14 protein-coding genes are annotated in these 18,309 nt (G+C 37.9%); 7 read left to right on the top strand and 7 right to left on the bottom strand.

The features are described 5' to 3' along the window. Nucleotides 1–31 precede the first annotated feature (31 nt). On the top strand, nucleotides 32–847 hold the full coding sequence (locus ABN236_RS06735) for a hypothetical protein (protein ID WP_349473627.1): 816 nt from the start codon (nucleotides 32–34) through the stop codon (nucleotides 845–847). 67 nt (nucleotides 848–914) lie between these two features. On the opposite strand, the gene ABN236_RS06730 is transcribed toward ABN236_RS06735, so the two are convergent. Together ABN236_RS06730 and metH are read right to left on the bottom strand one after the other, a co-directional pair. Further along, a complete protein-coding gene (locus ABN236_RS06730; protein ID WP_227718967.1) occupies nucleotides 915–1,493 on the bottom strand; it encodes a hypothetical protein in 579 nt (192 codons plus the stop codon). Nucleotides 1,494–1,626: 133 nt separating this feature from the next. Beyond that, a complete protein-coding gene (metH, locus tag ABN236_RS06725) occupies nucleotides 1,627–5,304 on the bottom strand; it encodes a methionine synthase (RefSeq protein WP_349473626.1) in 3,678 nt (1,225 codons plus the stop codon). A gap of 255 nt (nucleotides 5,305–5,559) precedes the next feature. Here metH and iclR point away from each other — a divergent pair, with 255 nt between their 5' ends. The 3 genes from iclR to ABN236_RS06710 all read left to right on the top strand — a co-directional run bounded on the left by iclR (nucleotide 5,560) and on the right by ABN236_RS06710 (nucleotide 9,277). Continuing rightward, complete coding sequence (iclR, locus tag ABN236_RS06720; RefSeq protein WP_075673076.1) at nucleotides 5,560–6,396, top strand: glyoxylate bypass operon transcriptional repressor IclR; 837 nt, start codon at nucleotides 5,560–5,562, stop codon at nucleotides 6,394–6,396. Between the two features lie 305 nt (nucleotides 6,397–6,701). Beyond that, nucleotides 6,702–8,558, top strand: coding sequence for a phosphogluconate dehydratase (edd, locus tag ABN236_RS06715; protein ID WP_349473625.1), 1,857 nt, complete (start codon nucleotides 6,702–6,704; stop codon nucleotides 8,556–8,558). A 77-nt stretch (nucleotides 8,559–8,635) separates the two neighbouring features. After that, entirely contained in the window at nucleotides 8,636–9,277 is a 642-nt protein-coding gene (locus tag ABN236_RS06710; protein WP_194951342.1) for a bifunctional 4-hydroxy-2-oxoglutarate aldolase/2-dehydro-3-deoxy-phosphogluconate aldolase, read from the top strand. An 89-nt stretch (nucleotides 9,278–9,366) separates the two neighbouring features. Here the strand turns inward: ABN236_RS06710 and aceK are convergent, their stop codons facing one another. The 3 genes from aceK to aceB all read right to left on the bottom strand — a co-directional run bounded on the left by aceK (nucleotide 9,367) and on the right by aceB (nucleotide 14,116). Further along, nucleotides 9,367–11,076, bottom strand: coding sequence for a bifunctional isocitrate dehydrogenase kinase/phosphatase (gene aceK / locus ABN236_RS06705; RefSeq protein WP_502929623.1), 1,710 nt, complete (start codon nucleotides 11,074–11,076; stop codon nucleotides 9,367–9,369). Between the two features lie 70 nt (nucleotides 11,077–11,146). After that, nucleotides 11,147–12,454, bottom strand: a complete 1,308-nt coding sequence (gene aceA / locus ABN236_RS06700; protein WP_072065199.1) for an isocitrate lyase — start codon at nucleotides 12,452–12,454, stop codon at nucleotides 11,147–11,149. Between the two features lie 69 nt (nucleotides 12,455–12,523). Further along, nucleotides 12,524–14,116 carry a malate synthase A gene (gene aceB, locus ABN236_RS06695; protein ID WP_349473623.1) on the bottom strand — a complete coding sequence of 531 codons (1,593 nt, stop codon included), beginning with the start codon at nucleotides 14,114–14,116 and terminating at the stop codon, nucleotides 12,524–12,526. Between the two features lie 340 nt (nucleotides 14,117–14,456). Here aceB and metA point away from each other — a divergent pair, with 340 nt between their 5' ends. Beyond that, on the top strand, nucleotides 14,457–15,386 hold the full coding sequence (gene metA, locus ABN236_RS06690; protein WP_349473810.1) for a homoserine O-acetyltransferase MetA: 930 nt from the start codon (nucleotides 14,457–14,459) through the stop codon (nucleotides 15,384–15,386). Nucleotides 15,387–15,442: 56 nt separating this feature from the next. On the opposite strand, the gene ABN236_RS06685 is transcribed toward metA, so the two are convergent. Next, the gene (locus ABN236_RS06685; RefSeq protein WP_102949448.1) at nucleotides 15,443–16,546 is read right to left on the bottom strand and encodes a glycerol dehydrogenase; all 1,104 of its coding nucleotides are present in this window, start codon (nucleotides 16,544–16,546) and stop codon (nucleotides 15,443–15,445) included. Between the two features lie 252 nt (nucleotides 16,547–16,798). Here ABN236_RS06685 and ABN236_RS06680 point away from each other — a divergent pair, with 252 nt between their 5' ends. Both ABN236_RS06680 and idi read left to right on the top strand, forming a co-directional pair. Next, nucleotides 16,799–17,443, top strand: a complete 645-nt coding sequence (locus ABN236_RS06680; protein WP_102949447.1) for an epoxyqueuosine reductase QueH — start codon at nucleotides 16,799–16,801, stop codon at nucleotides 17,441–17,443. Nucleotides 17,444–17,577: 134 nt separating this feature from the next. Next, nucleotides 17,578–18,114, top strand: coding sequence for an isopentenyl-diphosphate Delta-isomerase (gene idi, locus ABN236_RS06675; protein WP_088494403.1), 537 nt, complete (start codon nucleotides 17,578–17,580; stop codon nucleotides 18,112–18,114). Nucleotides 18,115–18,125: 11 nt separating this feature from the next. Here the strand turns inward: idi and ABN236_RS06670 are convergent. Then, the coding region (locus tag ABN236_RS06670) for a hypothetical protein (RefSeq protein WP_349473622.1) at nucleotides 18,126–18,309 on the bottom strand (184 nt) is incomplete at its 5' end.

Here is an 18,309-nt window from a genome sequence, read left to right as displayed (position 1 = left end):
AAAATCTAACTTTATTAATGGAGTAATAAAAATGAAAATTTATGATAATCTTTGCAATTTTATAAAAAATAACGCAGAAAAAGTAACATACTCTAACGCAGATAATACTTTAAAAAAAATAAAAAATCAGCTTTCCTCGGTCGAAAACTCAAATCAAAGTTATACAACAGCAGAGAAAAACACTCTCTCTATTTTAAAAAATATTGAGTTAAATAAGACTTCTTCTAATGATATAAAAGATAGTTCTTTATTAGATCAACAATGTATTGAATCAATAATGAAAATAAATAATATGTGTAAGCATAAAGATATTTTCTCAATAGGACAATACAACAAAATATTAAGTAAAATTGAAAAAGAGAATATAAAAAAAATAAGTCAAGAAAGTGAAACAAGTAAAAAAGAAACTCTTTTAAAAATTAAAGAAGAGCTATTTAATAAAATAAAAGGACCTAACGAGAAAATAAAAGAACTCATTGATATACATTATCAATGCTTTCAGGAAATAACAAAAGAAATTGAAAATACTGATGATAAAAACATCCCTGAAAAAATAAATGAATATAACAAATACAAATCCGAACTTATTGATAAAATAAACAACCATGAAATTAACAATGAAGATTTAACAGATCCTACTGAACTCAGACAATATATAAAAGAACTTCAAGAATATAATAAAAATCTAAATAAATTTATTGAAATAATAAATAGCATGACTCACAGATATGAAAAAGAATTAGACATACTTAGCGATCGCCATTTTAAATTATCTGATGGTGAAATTTTAAATATGCTAAACTATCATCTAGATAAATTAAAAGAAGTGAACTTACAAATTAATTAATCTTTTAAATAAATCCAAACTAAAGTTTTCTAATAGGCTTCTTTTTAGAAGCCTATTTTTTAATAATTTAATAAACCCGATAACCGCCATATTTCTTAGCAAATTGATTAAATTTACCAAAATCAATTAAAGCGATTTCTAAAGAACGATGTGCAAGATGAGACATTTTTGCAAGCTGTTCAACAAATACATGATTTTCTTCAAGTAGCTTTTTTGTCAATGTAGAAGCAATTATTTCGCACTCTTTTGGCGTCACTATCCAACCATCATTTGTAGCAAATTTATGAATAGGAAGATTTCCTTCTTTCCCACTCTCTTTGGCTAATAACGCTTCTTCTTCTTTCATCGCCTGCTTAAATAAAATGATTTCTTCTTCAACCGGTTCAGGAGAAGTAGGAATTTTATGATAAATATAGTCACCAACCTCTTCAATTCGTGCTGGTGTCATTTCGGCTTTCAACCAAATTTTATCAAATGCTTTTTCATCTAAAATAGCATCCGTATCTAAGCTTCCTGTGAGTTGCATCAGATTTAAAAAAGCATTAATTAAAACCTCACTTAATAGATAATTTCCCTCGGCTAAAGAAGGAAACGGCACTTCAGCGCCAGCAGGTGGGGTTTTCTGAAGGTACAAAGTATAGTTCATTGTAATGTCCTTTTTTCTGATACAGGTTCACAGCTTAAACATCTTTAATGGGATCGACTAGTGAAAATAACAAGGGGATATTGCTATCCCCTCACTATTTATTACATTATTGAGATCTGAGAATAAAAATAAATTAAGACTCATACCCTAAATTAGGCGCTAACCAACGTTCAACTTCACTTATGCTCATTCCTCGGCGTTTAGCATAATCTTCAACCTGATCTTTTTGAATTTGAGCAACAGCAAAATATTTACTTTCAGGATGGCTAAAATACCAACCCGATACTGAAGCGCCGGGCCACATGGCATAAGCATCTGTCAGCTTCATACCAATGCGATTTTCAACATCGAGTAATTGCCAAATTTTTGCTTTTTCTGTGTGTTCAGGACAAGCAGGATATCCCGGTGCAGGTCGTGTTCCTTGATATTTTTCTCGAATAAGTTCGTCATTAGAGAGGTCTTCATCAGGGCTATAACCCCAAATTTTTGTTCTCACTTGTTGATGAAGGTATTCCGCAAATGCCTCTGCTAGTCTATCTGATAACGCCTTTACCATAATTTTATTGTAATCATCATGGGCATTATCATAAGCATTGGCGAGAGCATCTTCTTCTAATCCGCCTGTGACGGCAAAAGCCCCAAAATAATCAGCAATACCACTTTCAACAGGTGCAATAAAATCGGCTAAACAGTAATTAGGAAACTCATTTTTCTCAGTTTGTTGACGTAAATGACAGCTTTGCAAAAGTACTTGTTGGCGACTTTCATCTTGATAAATCACAATATCATCACCCTGACGATTGGCAGGGAAGATCCCCATAATTCCTTTAGGTGTTAATAATTTTTCACGGCTTAATTTATCCAACATCGCATTTGCATCAGCAAATACACGTTTTGCTTCTTCACCAACCACGTCATCTTCTAAAATACGAGGATATTTACCCGCTAAAGACCAAGTCATAAAGAAAGGCGTCCAGTCGATATATTCACGCAATATTTCGATGCTAGCGGTAATTTCCTGCACACCTAATTGATTGGGCTTTGGTGGCATGTAATTTTGCCAATCAATTTGTAGCGCATTATTTCGCGCAACCTCTAAAGAAACAGGAGGAGTACGAGGTTTTTTTCTGGCATATTGTTGCCGTACTACTTCATATTCACGACGCGTTTTAGCAACAAAATCGGTTTTTTGTGTTTCAGATAATAGTGCCGCAACAACACCTACGGTTCTCGATGCATTTTGTACATAAACGGTAGGATGGCTATAATTCGGCTCTATTTTTACTGCGGTATGCGCTTTAGAGGTTGTTGCTCCACCAATCATTAAGGGTAAAGAAAAACCACGCCTTTCCATCTCTTTGGCAACATTCACCATCTCATCAAGTGATGGTGTGATCAGTCCAGAAAGGCCAATAATATCGACCTTTTCATCAATCGCGGTTTGTAGGATCTTGTCGCAAGGCACCATCACACCAAGATCGATGATCTCATAGTTATTACACTGCAAAACAACACCCACAATATTTTTACCAATATCGTGAACATCTCCTTTTACCGTAGCCAATAAAATTTTACCTGCCGAAGAACCTGCTTGCTTCGACGCCTGAATATAAGGTTCAAGATAAGCTACGGCTTGTTTCATCACTCTTGCTGATTTCACAACTTGAGGCAAAAACATTTTACCTTCGCCAAACAAGTCACCCACCGTATTCATACCATTCATCAATGGTCCTTCAATCACTTCAATGGGGCTTGATGCTTGTTGGCGACATGCTTCTGTATCTTCAACAATAAATTCAGTGATCCCTTTAACTAACGCGTACTCTAGGCGTTTTTCAACATCCCATTGTCGCCACTCAGCAAGCTGGTGATTTTGTTCATCACTTTTAGTGCCACGATAACGCTCTGCCAATGCCAATAAGTTATCTGTGCTTTCTTCGTGGCGATTTAAAATAACGTCTTCAACTGCATTACGCAGTTCATCAGGTAATGAGTCGTAAATAGCAAGTTGCCCTGCATTTACAATCCCCATATCCATACCATTTTTTACGGCGTAATAAAGAAAAACAGAGTGAATTGCTTCACGAACAGGATCGTTACCCCTAAATGAGAAGGAAACGTTAGATACCCCCCCTGAAATTAAGGCATAAGGTAGTTGAGATTTAATATCTGCACAGACTTCAATAAAATCAACAGCATAATTATTATGTTCTGCAATTCCTGTGGCGACAGCAAAGATATTAGGATCAAAAATAATATCTTCAGGTGGAAAACCCGCTTGCTCTGTTAATAATTGATAAGCTCGACGACAAATTTCAATTTTACGCTCTCGAGTATCTGCCTGTCCGACTTCATCAAACGCCATAACAACAACAGCCGCACCGTATTTACGCACCAATTTAGCATGTTCAAGAAACGGTATTTCCCCTTCTTTCATCGAAATGGAGTTAACAATTCCTTTGCCTTGAATACATTTTAAGCCTTCTTCAATCACTTCCCATTTAGAGGAGTCAATCATCACTGGCACTTTAGCAATATCAGGCTCACCAGCAATAAGGTTAAGAAAACGTGTCATGGCTTCAACAGCATCTAACATGCCTTCGTCCATGTTGATATCGATGATTTGGGCACCATTTTCAACTTGCTGACGTGCAACATCTAACGCTTCTTGATAATTACCTTCCTTTATCAAGCGCTTAAATTTAGCAGAGCCTGTAACATTGGTTCGTTCTCCCACATTCACAAACAGTGAATTTTCATCAATGACTAACGGTTCAAGACCTGAAAGGCGACAGGCTTTTTTCAAGGAAGGTAATTTTCTTGGTGTAATACCTTCTACCGCTTGTGAAATGGCGAGAATATGCGCAGGTGTTGTTCCGCAGCACCCACCCACAATATTGAGAAAACCAGCTAGTGCCCACTCCTTAATTTGTTCAGCCATTTCTTGGGCATCTAAATCATAGCCTCCAAATGCGTTAGGCAACCCCGCATTAGGGTGAGCACTGACATAAGTTTCAGAAATTTGTGAAAGCGTTTGAATATATTGACGTAATTCTTTAGGACCTAACGCGCAGTTTAAACCAAATGAGAGCGCATCAGCATGACGTAAAGAGTGGTAAAATGCTTCTGTTGTTTGACCTGTTAAGGTTCTTCCTGACGCATCTGTAATGGTGCCAGAGATCATCACAGGCAATTCAATATTGAGCGATTCAAACTCACATTTAATCGCAAAAATAGCCGCTTTCGCATTTAGTGTGTCGAAAATAGTTTCGACCATAATTAAATCAGCACCGCCTTTAATTAACCCGCGCGTTGCTTCTCGATAAGCTTCCACCAGCTTATCAAATGAAACATTACGAAAAGCGGGATCATTAACGTCAGGAGATATGGATGCTGTTCTATTTGTTGGTCCCAAAACACCCGCTACATAGCGAGGTTTATCCGGTGTTAAAGCACTCCATTTTTCTGCACAGGCTTTCGCTAATTTTGCCGCCTCTTCATTCAGCTCAAAACAGAGCGACTCCATGTGATAGTCAGCCATCGCAATGGATGTTGAGTTAAAAGTGTTGGTTTCAACAATATCAGCACCGGCTTGAAAATAAGCATCATGTATATCTGCAATAATCTGACGTTGTGTTAAGACTAAAAGGTCATTATTCCCTTTAACATCACAATCCCAATCTGCAAAACGCTCACCGCGATAATCGGCTTCTGTAAGTTGATATTGCTGGATCATCGTACCCATTGCGCCATCAAGTACTAAGATACGTTTTCCTAATGCTTCCACCAGTTGTTGTTTTATGTTTGCCACGTTGTTTCCTCTTAATCGAGAATGCTTTTGTGCTTGTTTTTCTTTATTGTTATTTCGTTGTTTTTTTATCCTACCATATCTTTTTGCAAAGATTTCTAAGACGAAGATGAGAGATTTTCACTCAGTGATAAACGCTTTTAATAAATATTTCTTATCACACATTTTGTTTTGAAAAATGCAGTGATCGGAGGAGTTTTATTACACCAGATAGTTCATAATAGATATTAATATGGATAGCATTTCTGGAGTGTATGCATGACAGTTTCCCCTACAAATAAAAAAGTGCGTAAGACGAAAACAACTGCCACTCAAAGCACCGCACAAGGAGGCCCTGTTCAGTCGTTAAGTCGTGGACTGACATTATTGGAATATATTTCCGAATCTCCGGGTGGTATCGCCCTAACAGATCTTGCCTTTCAAGCCGGATTACCTAATTCCACAACACACCGCCTACTCACCACACTTCAACAGCATGGTTTTGTCCGCCAAGTCGGGGATTTAGGCTTATGGGTTGTGGGTACACACGCCTTTATTGTTGGCAGTAGTTTTCTACAAACTCGTAATCTTTTGGTCATGGTGCATCCTATTTTACGTCAATTGATGGAAGACTCTGGCGAAACCGTTAATCTGGCTATTCTTGACCAAATTGAATTTGATGCAGTGATTGTCGATCAAGTGCAATGTAATGCACTAATGAGAATGTCAGCACCTATTGGTGGTAAATTACCAATGCATGCATCTGGTGCTGGTAAAGCGTTCCTTTCTACTTTGCCAGAAAATAAATTACTGCCTTTGCTCCAGAAAAAAGGCTTAATGGCTTATACACCTCACACCCGAACACTCCCTTCATCTCTAAAAGAAAACTTAGAGCAAGCTCGTAAACAAGGTTTTTCTTTCGATGATGAAGAACATGCTTTAGGTCTTCGCTGTATTGGCGCTTGTATTTATGATGAACACCACCAGCCTTTTGCGGCTATTTCACTTTCGGGGCCCGTTTCCAGAATGACAGATTCACGTATCACTGAATTAGGTGCGATGGTTATCAAAGCAGCAAAACAAATTAGCCGTGAATACGGTGGTGTAAAAAGTTAATCCTATTTTTGCCTTCCTTGTCATCAACAACAAGGAAGGTATTTTCCAAAATAAAACGATTCAGCTTTGTAAAAAACCGACTTTTCCCTCTCTATTCCCATCAAATATTAAAAAACTGTTATTTATCACCTGAAAAAATTGATGTCGATCACAGATGTTGTTTAAGACGTATTAAGAGTATTGCAACTCCTCTTGTTACCCGTAACAATGTTACCGGTAACAAATACTATGGCGAATTTAAATATTCTTTTTCTAAAGCTAATAGTAACGCTCATCACCCTTGTGTGAATTAAGGAAGCATCATTATGAACCCTAAAAATCATGACCCAATTCAGAACGACTTTGTCCCTCTTAACGAGACAGTAAAACAGGTGACTGAGCGCATTATTGCTCGTTCACAAGCGACTCGTCGTGCTTATCTGAAAAAAATTGAAACAGCAAAAAGCCAAACCGTGCATCGTGCTCAATTGGCTTGCGGTAATTTGGCTCATGGTTTTGCTGCTTGTCAGGCTGAAGATAAAAATCGCCTGAAAAATATGGTTCATAATGATATTGCCATTATCACTGCTTACAATGATATGTTGTCAGCTCATAAGCCGTATGAAGATTATCCTCAAAAAATTAAAACGGCATTACATGCTGTTGGCGCAGTAGGACAAGTGGCAGGTGGTGTTCCTGCAATGTGCGATGGTGTCACTCAGGGTCAAGATGGTATGGAGTTGTCGCTCCTTAGCCGTGATGTTATTGCAATGTCAGCGGCTGTCGGTTTGTCCCATAATATGTTTGATGGCGCGCTCTATTTAGGGATCTGCGATAAAATTGTTCCCGGGCTGACTATGGCGGCTCTCTCTTTTGGTCATCTTCCTGCTATTTTTGTTCCAGCAGGTCCTATGACTAGCGGTTTGCCGAACAAAGAAAAAGTTCGTATTCGCCAACTTTATGCCGAAGGTAAGGTTGATCGTAATGCTTTATTAGAAGCTGAAGCCGCGTCTTATCATAGCATTGGAACCTGTACTTTTTACGGTACAGCAAACTCTAATCAAATGGTCATGGAAATGATGGGATTACATTTACCCGGCGCTTCTTTTGTCCATCCAGATACACCACTACGTGATGCATTAACAGATGCGGCAGCAAATCAAATTGTACGCTTAACAGAAAACTCAGGTAATTATCTTCCTATCGGCCAATTAGTTGATGAAAAAGTTATTGTTAACGGCATTATTGCGCTGCTAACAACCGGTGGTTCAACTAATCTAACCATGCATTTAGTCGCAATGGCACGAGCAGCGGGTATTATTATTAATTGGGATGATTTTTCTGAACTGTCGCAAGTTGTTCCTCTTATTGCTCGCATTTACCCTAATGGTCCTGCCGATATTAACCAATTTCAAGCAGCCGGTGGTATTGCACTGATTATTCGTGAGCTACTGAAAAAAGGCTTAATTCATCGTGATGTGAACACTGTTGCAGGATTTGGTATTGAGCGTTATACCTTAGAGCCTTGGTTAAATGACGGTAAACTTGATTGGCGTGAGGGCGCTATAAGCTCTTTAGATAAAGATGTGATTGCGGATATTAATACCCCATTCTCATCGCATGGTGGCACACAAGTGATGCAAGGTAATTTAGGTAGAGCCGTAATGAAAACCTCTGCAGTACCTGATGATAATAAAATTATCGAAGCTCCAGCTGTTGTGTTTAATAGCCAACATGATATTGCCGCTAAGTTTGAAGCTGGCGAGCTAAATAAAAATTGTGTGGTTGTTGTGCGTTATCAAGGGCCACAAGCGAATGGTATGCCTGAATTACATAAACTTATGCCACCTTTAGGTGTATTAATGGATAAAGGCTATAAGGTAGCATTAGTTACAGATGGCCGACTTTCAGGAGCCTCAGGTAAAGTACCCGCTGCAATTCATGTTACTCCAGAAGCTGTAAATGGTGGTTTACTATCCAAAGTGCGTGATGGTGATATCATTCGCGTTAATGGTAAAACAGGTGAGTTAACGTTGCTTGTCGATGAGCAAACATTAAATACTCGCCAAGATGAAATTCCTGATTTAAGTGCCAATAATACAGGCTGTGGTCGTGAGTTATTCGTTAATTTACGCCGTCATTTATCAGGTGCTGAACAAGGTGCTTGTTGCATTGATTTTTAATGTAGGCAAGTTTTGAGGCTTAACGAGGAGCAGATTAAATTCATTTGCTCGCCACTTTCTGATTAGGAAATACAATCATGGATCATTGGAATACTAGTGCAGAGTCTGTACTAAAATCAGGGCCTGTTGTTCCTGTTATTGTTATCAACAATATTGATGATGCCGTCCCTGTTGCAAAAGCTTTAGTCGCCGGTGGTGTAAAAGTTTTAGAAGTGACATTACGTACAGAATGCGCAATTGAGGCGATCCGCCGTATTGCTAAAGAAGTTCCTGAAGCCATTGTGGGTGCAGGTACAGTAATTAATCCTCAACAGTTGGCTCAAGTCACTGAAGCAGGTGCTCAATTTGCTATCAGCCCAGGATTAACAGAAGCATTACTCAAATCAGCCGTTGCAGGAACTATTCCTTTAATTCCGGGTATTTCGACAGTGTCTGAATTAATGCTGGGAATGAGCTACGGGTTAAATGAATTTAAATTTTTCCCAGCTGAAGCTAATGGTGGCGTGAAAGCATTAAAAGCAATTGCAGGACCATTCTCAAAAGTCCGCTTCTGCCCAACAGGCGGTATTTCACCAGAAAACTACCGCAATTACCTTGCACTTGAGAGTGTGCTTTGCATTGGTGGTTCTTGGTTAGTGCCTAATGATGCAGTAAAAGCAGGTGATTTCCAACGTATTACTGAATTAGCTAAAGAAGCCGTCGCTGGCACTCAACGTTAATTATCTCTGTGTAAAAATAGGTTTTACCCAATAAAGGTAGGTATCCCCTTGTACCTACCTTTATTTTTATCTTTTCTCAGGGCTATTTATTAAGTAAATCGCTTCGATTGAGAATAGGCATAAACATCTTCGATATACCCTTCTTTAATTTTTTGCTGTTGTTGCTGCCAATATTCTGGGGATAAAAGCTCATGATGTTGAGCTTCAAAATAGTGGCAAACTCGCTTATCACTACATAGAAAATAGCGAAATTCTTCAGGAAATACATCATTGAGCGCAACGCTATACCAAGGCTCACTTGCTAATTCATCTTCAGGATAACGAGCTGGCGGGATAGCGCGAAAATTCATATCTGTCATATAACTAATTTCATCGTAGTCATAGAAAATCACACGATGGTGCCGAGTCACACCAAAGTTTTTAAACAGCATATCGCCGGGAAAAATATTTGCCGCAATAAGCTCTTTCAACGCTTGCCCATAATCTTCAACAACCGCTTTAAGTTGATTTTCATCGCACTGCTCCATATAGATATTGAGCGGTATCATTCTACGTTCCATATAAAGATGGCGGATCAGTATTTTATCACCTAGATCTTCCAACTTATTGGGGATCTCTTGTTTAAGGATCGTCATTAATTCAGGACTAATTCTTTTCTTATCGATCACAAAGTTCTCAAACTCTTGGGTATCTGCCATTCGTCCAACGCGATCGTGTTCTTTAACCAACTGATAGCACTCTTTTACTCGCTCTGCAGTGATCGTTTTTTGGGGTGCAAACTTATCTTTGATTACTTTAAAAACACGATCATACGTTGGTAACGTAAATACCAACATCACCATGCCTTTTACACCCGGCGCTTCAATAAATTGCTCTGATGAAAAATTCATAAAGGCAAGATATTCACGGTAATATTCTGTTTTTCCGTGCTTTTGGCATCCAATAGACATATAAAGCTCAGCAATAGATTTACCCGGTAATATATCTCTTAGCCAAGCAACTAATGCCGCAGGAAATGGGGCATAAACCATAAAATAAGAACGCGCAAAACCAAAAACAATACTCGCTTCATCCGCAGAGATAAGGCAGGTATCAATCAATAATTGCTGCTCAATATTATGAATAGGCAATAAGAACGGAATATATTGATCATCAATCACTATTTTGCCTATTAACCAAGCCGCTTTATTACGATAAAAAAGTTCGTTTGCAATATGAAATACCGCATTGTGCAATTGTTCAGAAGAAAACTGAGCAGTAAGTACATTACAAATAGAGTGAATATCGCGTTGTTTATTTTGCCACGGTAGTCGCAAAGGTAAGCGAGACAAAATATCTTGCAGTAATGTCGATAAATCACTTTGAATAACAAACTGCTTTGATAACGGTCGAGGCGCTTGTGTAAAGCGATAAGCCGGTTGTGATGAGAAAACAAAAAGATTCTTTTTATTCAATTCACGATGGTAAAACAGACGGCAATAAACAGAATTAAAAAAGCTTTCGGCAATCTCAAATCGAGGGTAATTGGGCAATAATTGCGTATAATTCTCTTTCACCTGTTGTAGAAAAAGGCTTTCTTTATCAATATCATGTCGAATACATTTAAGTTGCTCAACCACTAACCCAACATGATTGTCGTATAAACGGATGCGCTCTTTCATCGCTATTTGGACACCATGCCAATCTGCTTGCTCAAAACGATATTGTGCCCCTGACGTTATCTCCAGAAAGCGACCATATTGGGCATCAAAGCCTTGTAAAATTGTTTGAGCAATCAAATCTTCTGGCGTCATTAACAACCTCACGAAAAAGAGGAGCATCCTGCTCCTGAATTATCACCACAAAAACAGATAATGATATTTTGGGATCTTAGAATTGTTGCTCTTCTGTTGAGCCTGTTAGTGCTGTTACAGAAGACATACCACCTTGAATGATCGTCGTTACTTTATCGAAATACCCAGTTCCCACCTCTTGTTGATGCGATGAGAAGGTATAGCCTTGATTAAGTGCAGCAAACTCTTTTTCTTGTACTTTCTCAACATAATGTTTCATACCTTCGCCCTTGGCATAATCATGTGCCAGATCGAACATGTTGAACCACATGCTGTGAATGCCAGCCAAAGTAATAAACTGGAATTTATAGCCCATCGCAGAAAGCTCATCTTGGAAATGCGCAATCGTGCGATCATCAAGATTCTTTTTCCAGTTAAAGGAAGGCGAACAGTTATAAGCCAGCATTTTTCCGGGATATTTATCATGAATAGCTTCTGCAAACTTCGCTGCCATTTTCAGATCCGGGAGTGATGTTTCACACCACACCAAATCGGCATAAGGTGCATAAGCAAGACCACGACTAATAGCTTGATCAATCCCCGCATGAGTACAGAAGAAACCTTCAGGTGTACGTTCTCCAGTTAAGAACGAGCTATCATAAGGATCGCAATCTGAAGTTAAAAGATCGGCAGCATCGGCATCTGTTCTTGCAACCAACAGAGTCGGCACATCAGACACATCAGCCGCTAAACGCGCAGCGACCAGCTTTTGTACTGCTTCTTGGGTTGGAACTAATACTTTTCCTCCCATATGTCCACATTTTTTTACTGCCGCTAGCTGATCTTCAAAGTGAACACCCGCAGCTCCAGCTTCGATCATCGCTTTCATTAATTCAAAGGCATTTAATACGCCACCAAAACCTGCTTCAGCATCAGCCACAATGGGAAGGAAAAAATCAATATAATCTTTATGTTGAGGACCAATACCATTTGACCACTGAATTTGATCAGCTCGTCTAAACGTATTATTGATACGCTGAACAACATTAGGAACAGAATCGACTGGATATAAAGATTGATCAGGGTACATACTTGCTGCTGTGTTAGCATCAGCTGCCACTTGCCACCCTGAAAGATAAACAGCTTCTAATCCTGCCTTTGCTTGTTGCAACGCTTGTCCACCCGTTAAAGCACCTAATGCATTAACATAACCTTTCTTCGATTTTCCATTTAATGATGACCAAAGCCTTTGAGCGCCACGTCTTGCTAAGGTATGTTCTGGGTTAACCGAACCTCTTAATTTAATGACATCTTCAGCGCTATAAGGACGGGTAATGCCTTTCCAGCGAGGTTGTTCCCACTCTTTCTCTAATTGGGCGATTTGCTCTGATCTACTAATAGTCATAAAAACAGCTCCTATAAATACGGTAGTGATGATGTTTGCAGTTTATAAATACGTTTTGACGTATCTTTTTTAATTTAAAAGTTGGTAACCCGGTAAAGTCAGAAAATCGACTAATTCATCTTGGGTTGTGATCTTATCCATCAAAGAAGCCGCTTCTTTAAAACGACCTTCTTCAAAACGAGTGTCACCGACTTCTTGGCGTATGACTTCAAGCTCTTCTTTCAGCATGTTACGAAAGAGATCTTTAGTCACGACTTGCCCATCAGACAGTGTTTTTTGATGGCGGATCCATTGCCAAATAGAAGTACGCGATATTTCTGCTGTTGCCGCATCTTCCATTAATCCATAGATAGGTACGCAACCATTACCCGAAATCCAAGCTTCGATATATTGCACAGCAACGCGGATATTAGCTCTCATACCCTTTTCTGTACGTTCACCTGTACAAGGTGCTAATAACATTTCTGCTGTTATTTTTTCATTACGTTGTACATCGAGTTGATTTGAGCGAGCCCCTAATACGGCATCAAAAGCAGACAATACTGTTTCAGCAAGACCAGGATGAGCAATCCAAGTACCATCATGGCCATTTGTTGCTTCAAGCTCTTTATCATCAAATACTTTTTTCAAAATAATGCCGTTTTGCTCTGGATCTCGACTTGGAATAAACGCAGACATTCCACCCATCGCAAAAGCACCACGTTTATGGCAAGTCTGGATCAGTAAACGCGAATAAGCACTTAAGAAAGGTTGAGTCATCGTGATCCCTTGTCTATCGGGTAATACACGATCAGGATAATTTTTTAGTGTCTTGATATAACTAAAAATATAATCCCAACGACCACAGTTAAGTCCAACAATATGCTCTTTCATATGGAATAGAATTTCTTCCATTTGGAAAACAGCAGGTAAAGTTTCAATTAATACCGTGGCTTTAATGGTTCCTACCGCTAAACCAAAGCGCTTTTCAGTGAAATGAAAAACATCACTCCACCATTTAGCCTCTTGCCATGTTTGCAATTTAGGAATGTAAAAATAAGGACCACTCCCTTTTTCTAATAAGGCTTTGTGGTTATGGTAAAAATACAGAGCAAAATCAAATAATCCCCCTGCGATAGGTTTGCCTTGCCATAACACATGTTTTTCAGGAAGGTGGAGTCCTCTTACTCTGGCAATCAATACCGCAGGTGACGCTTTAAGCTGATAACATTTGCCTTGTTCATTGGTATAAGAAATGGTGCCTTCTACGGCATCACGCAAATTGATTTGACCATCAATCACTTTATCCCATGTAGGCGCTAAGGAATCTTCAAAATCTGCCATAAAGACTTTTACATTGGCATTTAATGCATTGATGACCATTTTGCGATCTACTGGTCCTGTTATTTCAACACGACGGTCTTGAAGATCTTTTGGTATAGGATTAACCTTCCATTCTGATTTTATAATGGAATCTGATTCCGAAATAAAATTAGGAAGCTCGCCATTATCAACTCTCTGTTTCCAGCTATCTCTTTCAGCTAATAAAGTATGGCGCCTATCTGAAAAGTGATTTACCAAATCAGTTAAAAACGATTTAACATCATGATTTAATATCTCTTTTTCCTGAACACCAAAAGATTGCGTAAAATTTAATTCTTCTGTAGTTAATGATTGTGACATTCTGCATTCCCCTAAAAGCTTTTGCACACCTGATTAAGACTAATGCAGTTTTTACAAAAATCAAAAATGAATTCCATTTTTATTTAAATAACTTTTAACAATGTGATTACATCGGTGTTTTTTTATTGTACAAAAATCAAAATTTCAAAAATAACTCGAGGGATCTGGAAGAGATCGATAATAAACAGAGAAAAGGAATGTTAATGCTTGATGATTTTGGCTATATAGCTTTTTCTTATATGAATATTCTTCATACACAACATGAAGACCTCGACATTCAAAAGGTTATTAGCTAAATTTAGGCTTCTAGATGTCTAGATGTTTTTTAGAGGTTATTGAAATGCCAATTAGAGTACCCGATGAGCTACCCGCAGTCAGTTGTTTACAAAAAGAGAATGTCTTTGTTATGACATCCAGTAGAGCGAGTATTCAAGACATTCGCCCTTTAAAAGTGCTTATCCTTAATTTAATGCCAAAGAAAATAGAAACAGAAAATCAATTTCTGCGATTGCTTTCGAATAGCCCTCTTCAAATTGATATTCAATTATTGCGTATTGACTCGCGTATTCCTAAAAATACGCCTGTAGAGCATCTCGATACTTTCTATTGTGATTTTGACCAAATTAAAGAGCAAAATTTCGATGGTCTTATTGTCACTGGCGCACCTTTAGGATTAGTTGAATTTGAAGATGTGGCTTATTGGGATGAAATAAAAGAAGTGATCACATGGGCTAAAGAGCATGTTACTTCTACACTCTTTATTTGTTGGGCGGCTCAAGCTGGATTGAATATCTTATATGACCTACCTAAATATACGCTAGAACAAAAAATTTCAGGCGTATATAGTCATAACACTTGCTCACCATTATCACTGTTAACACGCGGATTTGATGAGACTTTCTTTGCTCCACATTCTCGTTATGCTGGTTTTCCTATCGACTTTATTCAAAATAATACTGATTTGGAGATCCTTGCGACTTCAGAAGAAGCTGGCGCTTATTTATTTGCATCAAAAGATAAGCGAGTTGTCTTTGCAACGGGGCACCCTGAATATGATCCCAATACACTAGCAGATGAATATCATCGTGATGTTAAAGCAGGACTAGATCCTCAATTACCAGAAAACTATTTTCCTAATAATGATCCGAGTAAAAAACCTATCGCTTCTTGGCGTAGTCATGGGCATTTATTGTTTGCTAATTGGTTGAACTACTATGTTTATCAGATAACACCGTTCGATCTTGCCCAAATGAATCCAACATTAGATTAAAGAAAAACCCCAAAATCTATTTGGGGTTTTAAGATAATCATTTGCCAAGCTAAGAATTATTTATAACGATGAGCCAATGCGTTAGCTGCAATCATTGCATTATAAACATCTTCCTCAGTTACTTTCATTGGCATATTGCCCATAGTGTCACCTTCAGCACAGGCAATTTTAGCAACAGTGCGCCATTCGTTTTCAATGAATTCTTTCATGCCCATATCTTCAAGTGTCAGTGGTAATTCTGCCGCTTTAATAATACGGATCACTTCATCAATTTCTTCTTGTGGTGCATTTTCTAACACTAATTGAGTTAATAAACCAAATACGACTTTTTCACCATGTTGGACACGGTGTAAAGACTCAACTGCAGACATACCATTATTTACTGCGTGAGCTGCTGCTAAGCCACCTGCTTCAGCACCAACACCACTAAGGTAGATTGTTGCTTCAATAGTTTGCTCTAATGCAGGAGTGGTAATTTTATGGCGAATCGCATCCATTGCTTTATCAATATTTTCACTTAGCATTTCAAAGCAAAGTTCTGCTAAACCAAGACCTGTACGTGATGGACGTTGATTGACTAAATTTAAGCCATCAGCTTGATAACAAGCGCGAGCTTCAAAGTAAGTTGCTAGTGCATCACCAACACCCGCTGAGAAAAAGCGTTGTGGAGCTGATGCGATAATAGCGGTATCTGCGATAACAACATCGGGGTTTTGTGGTAAGAATAAATATTTATCAAACTCACCATTTTCTTTATATAGTACAGACAATGCAGTACAAGGTGCATCCGTTGAAGCGATAGTTGGGAATAAAATAACAGGAATGTGCTGATAATAAGCAACAGCTTTAGACACATCTAATGTCTTACCGCCCCCAATACCAATAATAACATTCGCTTTATTTTCAACGGCAATTTTACCTAGGCGATTAACTTCTGCCTCAGTACATTCATAATTAAATTTTTCAACCAGTGAGACAATGCCATTTTCTTTTAGAGAAGGAACTGCTTCTTTAGTTACTTTTTCTAAAAAAAACTCATCACTAATAATAAATGCGTTATCACCAAAATCTTTTACATATTTACCGACAGAAGACAGTAATTGGCTACCAATAAAGAATTTTTTTGGCGAGGTTACAGAGCGAGGTAATATAGATGACATAACTAAATTCCTTTATTTTAGATTTTGCTACAAACAGTAGCAGAATTAGTATTTCATCTTACCTCTCATCATAATATGAATCTAGTAAACTCTCTGATAGTCATTACCTAAATCATTTTCGTTCATTATATTTAATTCATATAAAACAAATGGTTATTTTTAAATAATTTTAAAAAAGCAGATTATCTACGTATTTGTTACTATAATAAAGGCATCATTTTACAACTAAAATAATATTATTTAGGATCATCTATGACTCTTATACGAGAAAAGCTCACATTACCTGCAAATGCAAATAAGCTTTTACTACACTCTTGCTGTGCTCCTTGTTCTGGTGAAGTCATGGAAGCATTACAAGCTTCAGGTATTGATTACACTATTTTTTTCTATAATCCCAATATTCATCCCCAAAAAGAGTATTTAATTCGTAAGGAAGAGAATATTCGTTTTGCTAAAAAACATAATATTCCTTTTGTTGATGCTGATTATGATACTGATAATTGGTTTGAAAGAGCTAAAGGAATGGAAAAAGAGCCTGAACGTGGTATTCGATGCACAATGTGTTTTGATATGCGCTTTGAAAGAACTGCACTTTATGCCGCTGAAAATGGTTTTTCCGTCATTTCCAGTTCGCTTGGGATCTCACGCTGGAAAGATATGAAACAGATAAATGGCTGTGGTGAAAGAGCAGTAGCGCCTTATTCTAATATGGTTTATTGGGATTATAATTGGCGTAAAAAAGGGGGCTCTGCCAGAATGATCGAAATAAGTAAACGCGAACAATTTTACCAACAAGAATATTGCGGCTGTATTTATTCATTAAGAGATACAAATAAGCATCGCAAATCACAAGGTAGAGAACTTATTAAGATTGGTGTTCAATATTATACCCCTTAGATCTTCCTTTCCTTTTATTCTAGGCATCATTCCTGTGATGCCATAAAAAGAACAACACAATAAATCGTTATTTGATATACAGTCATGTTATATTCACGCTATAACAATATATTATTTTATTAAGGTGATTTCTTGTGGAAGACGCTGTCATTCTCGTAGATAAAAATGATAATGAGCTGGGAACAATGCCAAAGCTGGAAGCTCATATTGTAGGCGCCTTACATCGAGCCTTTTCAATATTTATTTTTAATTCAAAACAGCAATTACTTATTCAGCAACGTGCAATATCTAAATATCACTCTGGTGGTTTATGGGCAAATACATGTTGTAGTCACCCGCTTCCAAACGAATTACTTTCAGATGCCATTCATCGTCGTTTAGATGAAGAATTAGGTATGAAATGTGATATGCAATCTATTGGAACCATTCTGTATAACGAAAAAGTGACAGATGATCTGATAGAGCATGAATTTGATCACCTATTTCTTGGGTTTAGTAACGAATTACCACATAGCAATCCAGATGAAGTTATGAATTATCGCTGGATCTCTCTCGATTCTCTTTATCAAGATATTGAAGAGAATGCACAAAATTACAGTGTTTGGTTTCGTTATATATTAAATCGAATGGGAATTGAGCAATTTTCTCGTTGGAGCCAAGGTATTATTTAGCAATTATCTTATTAACAGCCTAAATATAAAACAAGCGACTTGTATTTTTGGACTTTTAAGCTATAAAAAACTCCAAACGCAAAAAAGCCAACCCATTGGGTTGGCTTTCTCGTCTTATTTAATGCCTGGCAGTTCCCTACTCTCACATGGGGAGACCCCACACTACCATCGGCGCTACAACGTTTCACTTCTGAG

Source organism: Proteus sp. fly-1013, assembly GCF_040140245.1.
Lineage (GTDB): Bacteria > Pseudomonadota > Gammaproteobacteria > Enterobacterales > Enterobacteriaceae > Proteus > Proteus mirabilis_B.
The sequence above is the reverse complement of the archived record's forward strand: the minus strand, read 5'-3'. Positions and strand labels throughout refer to the sequence as shown.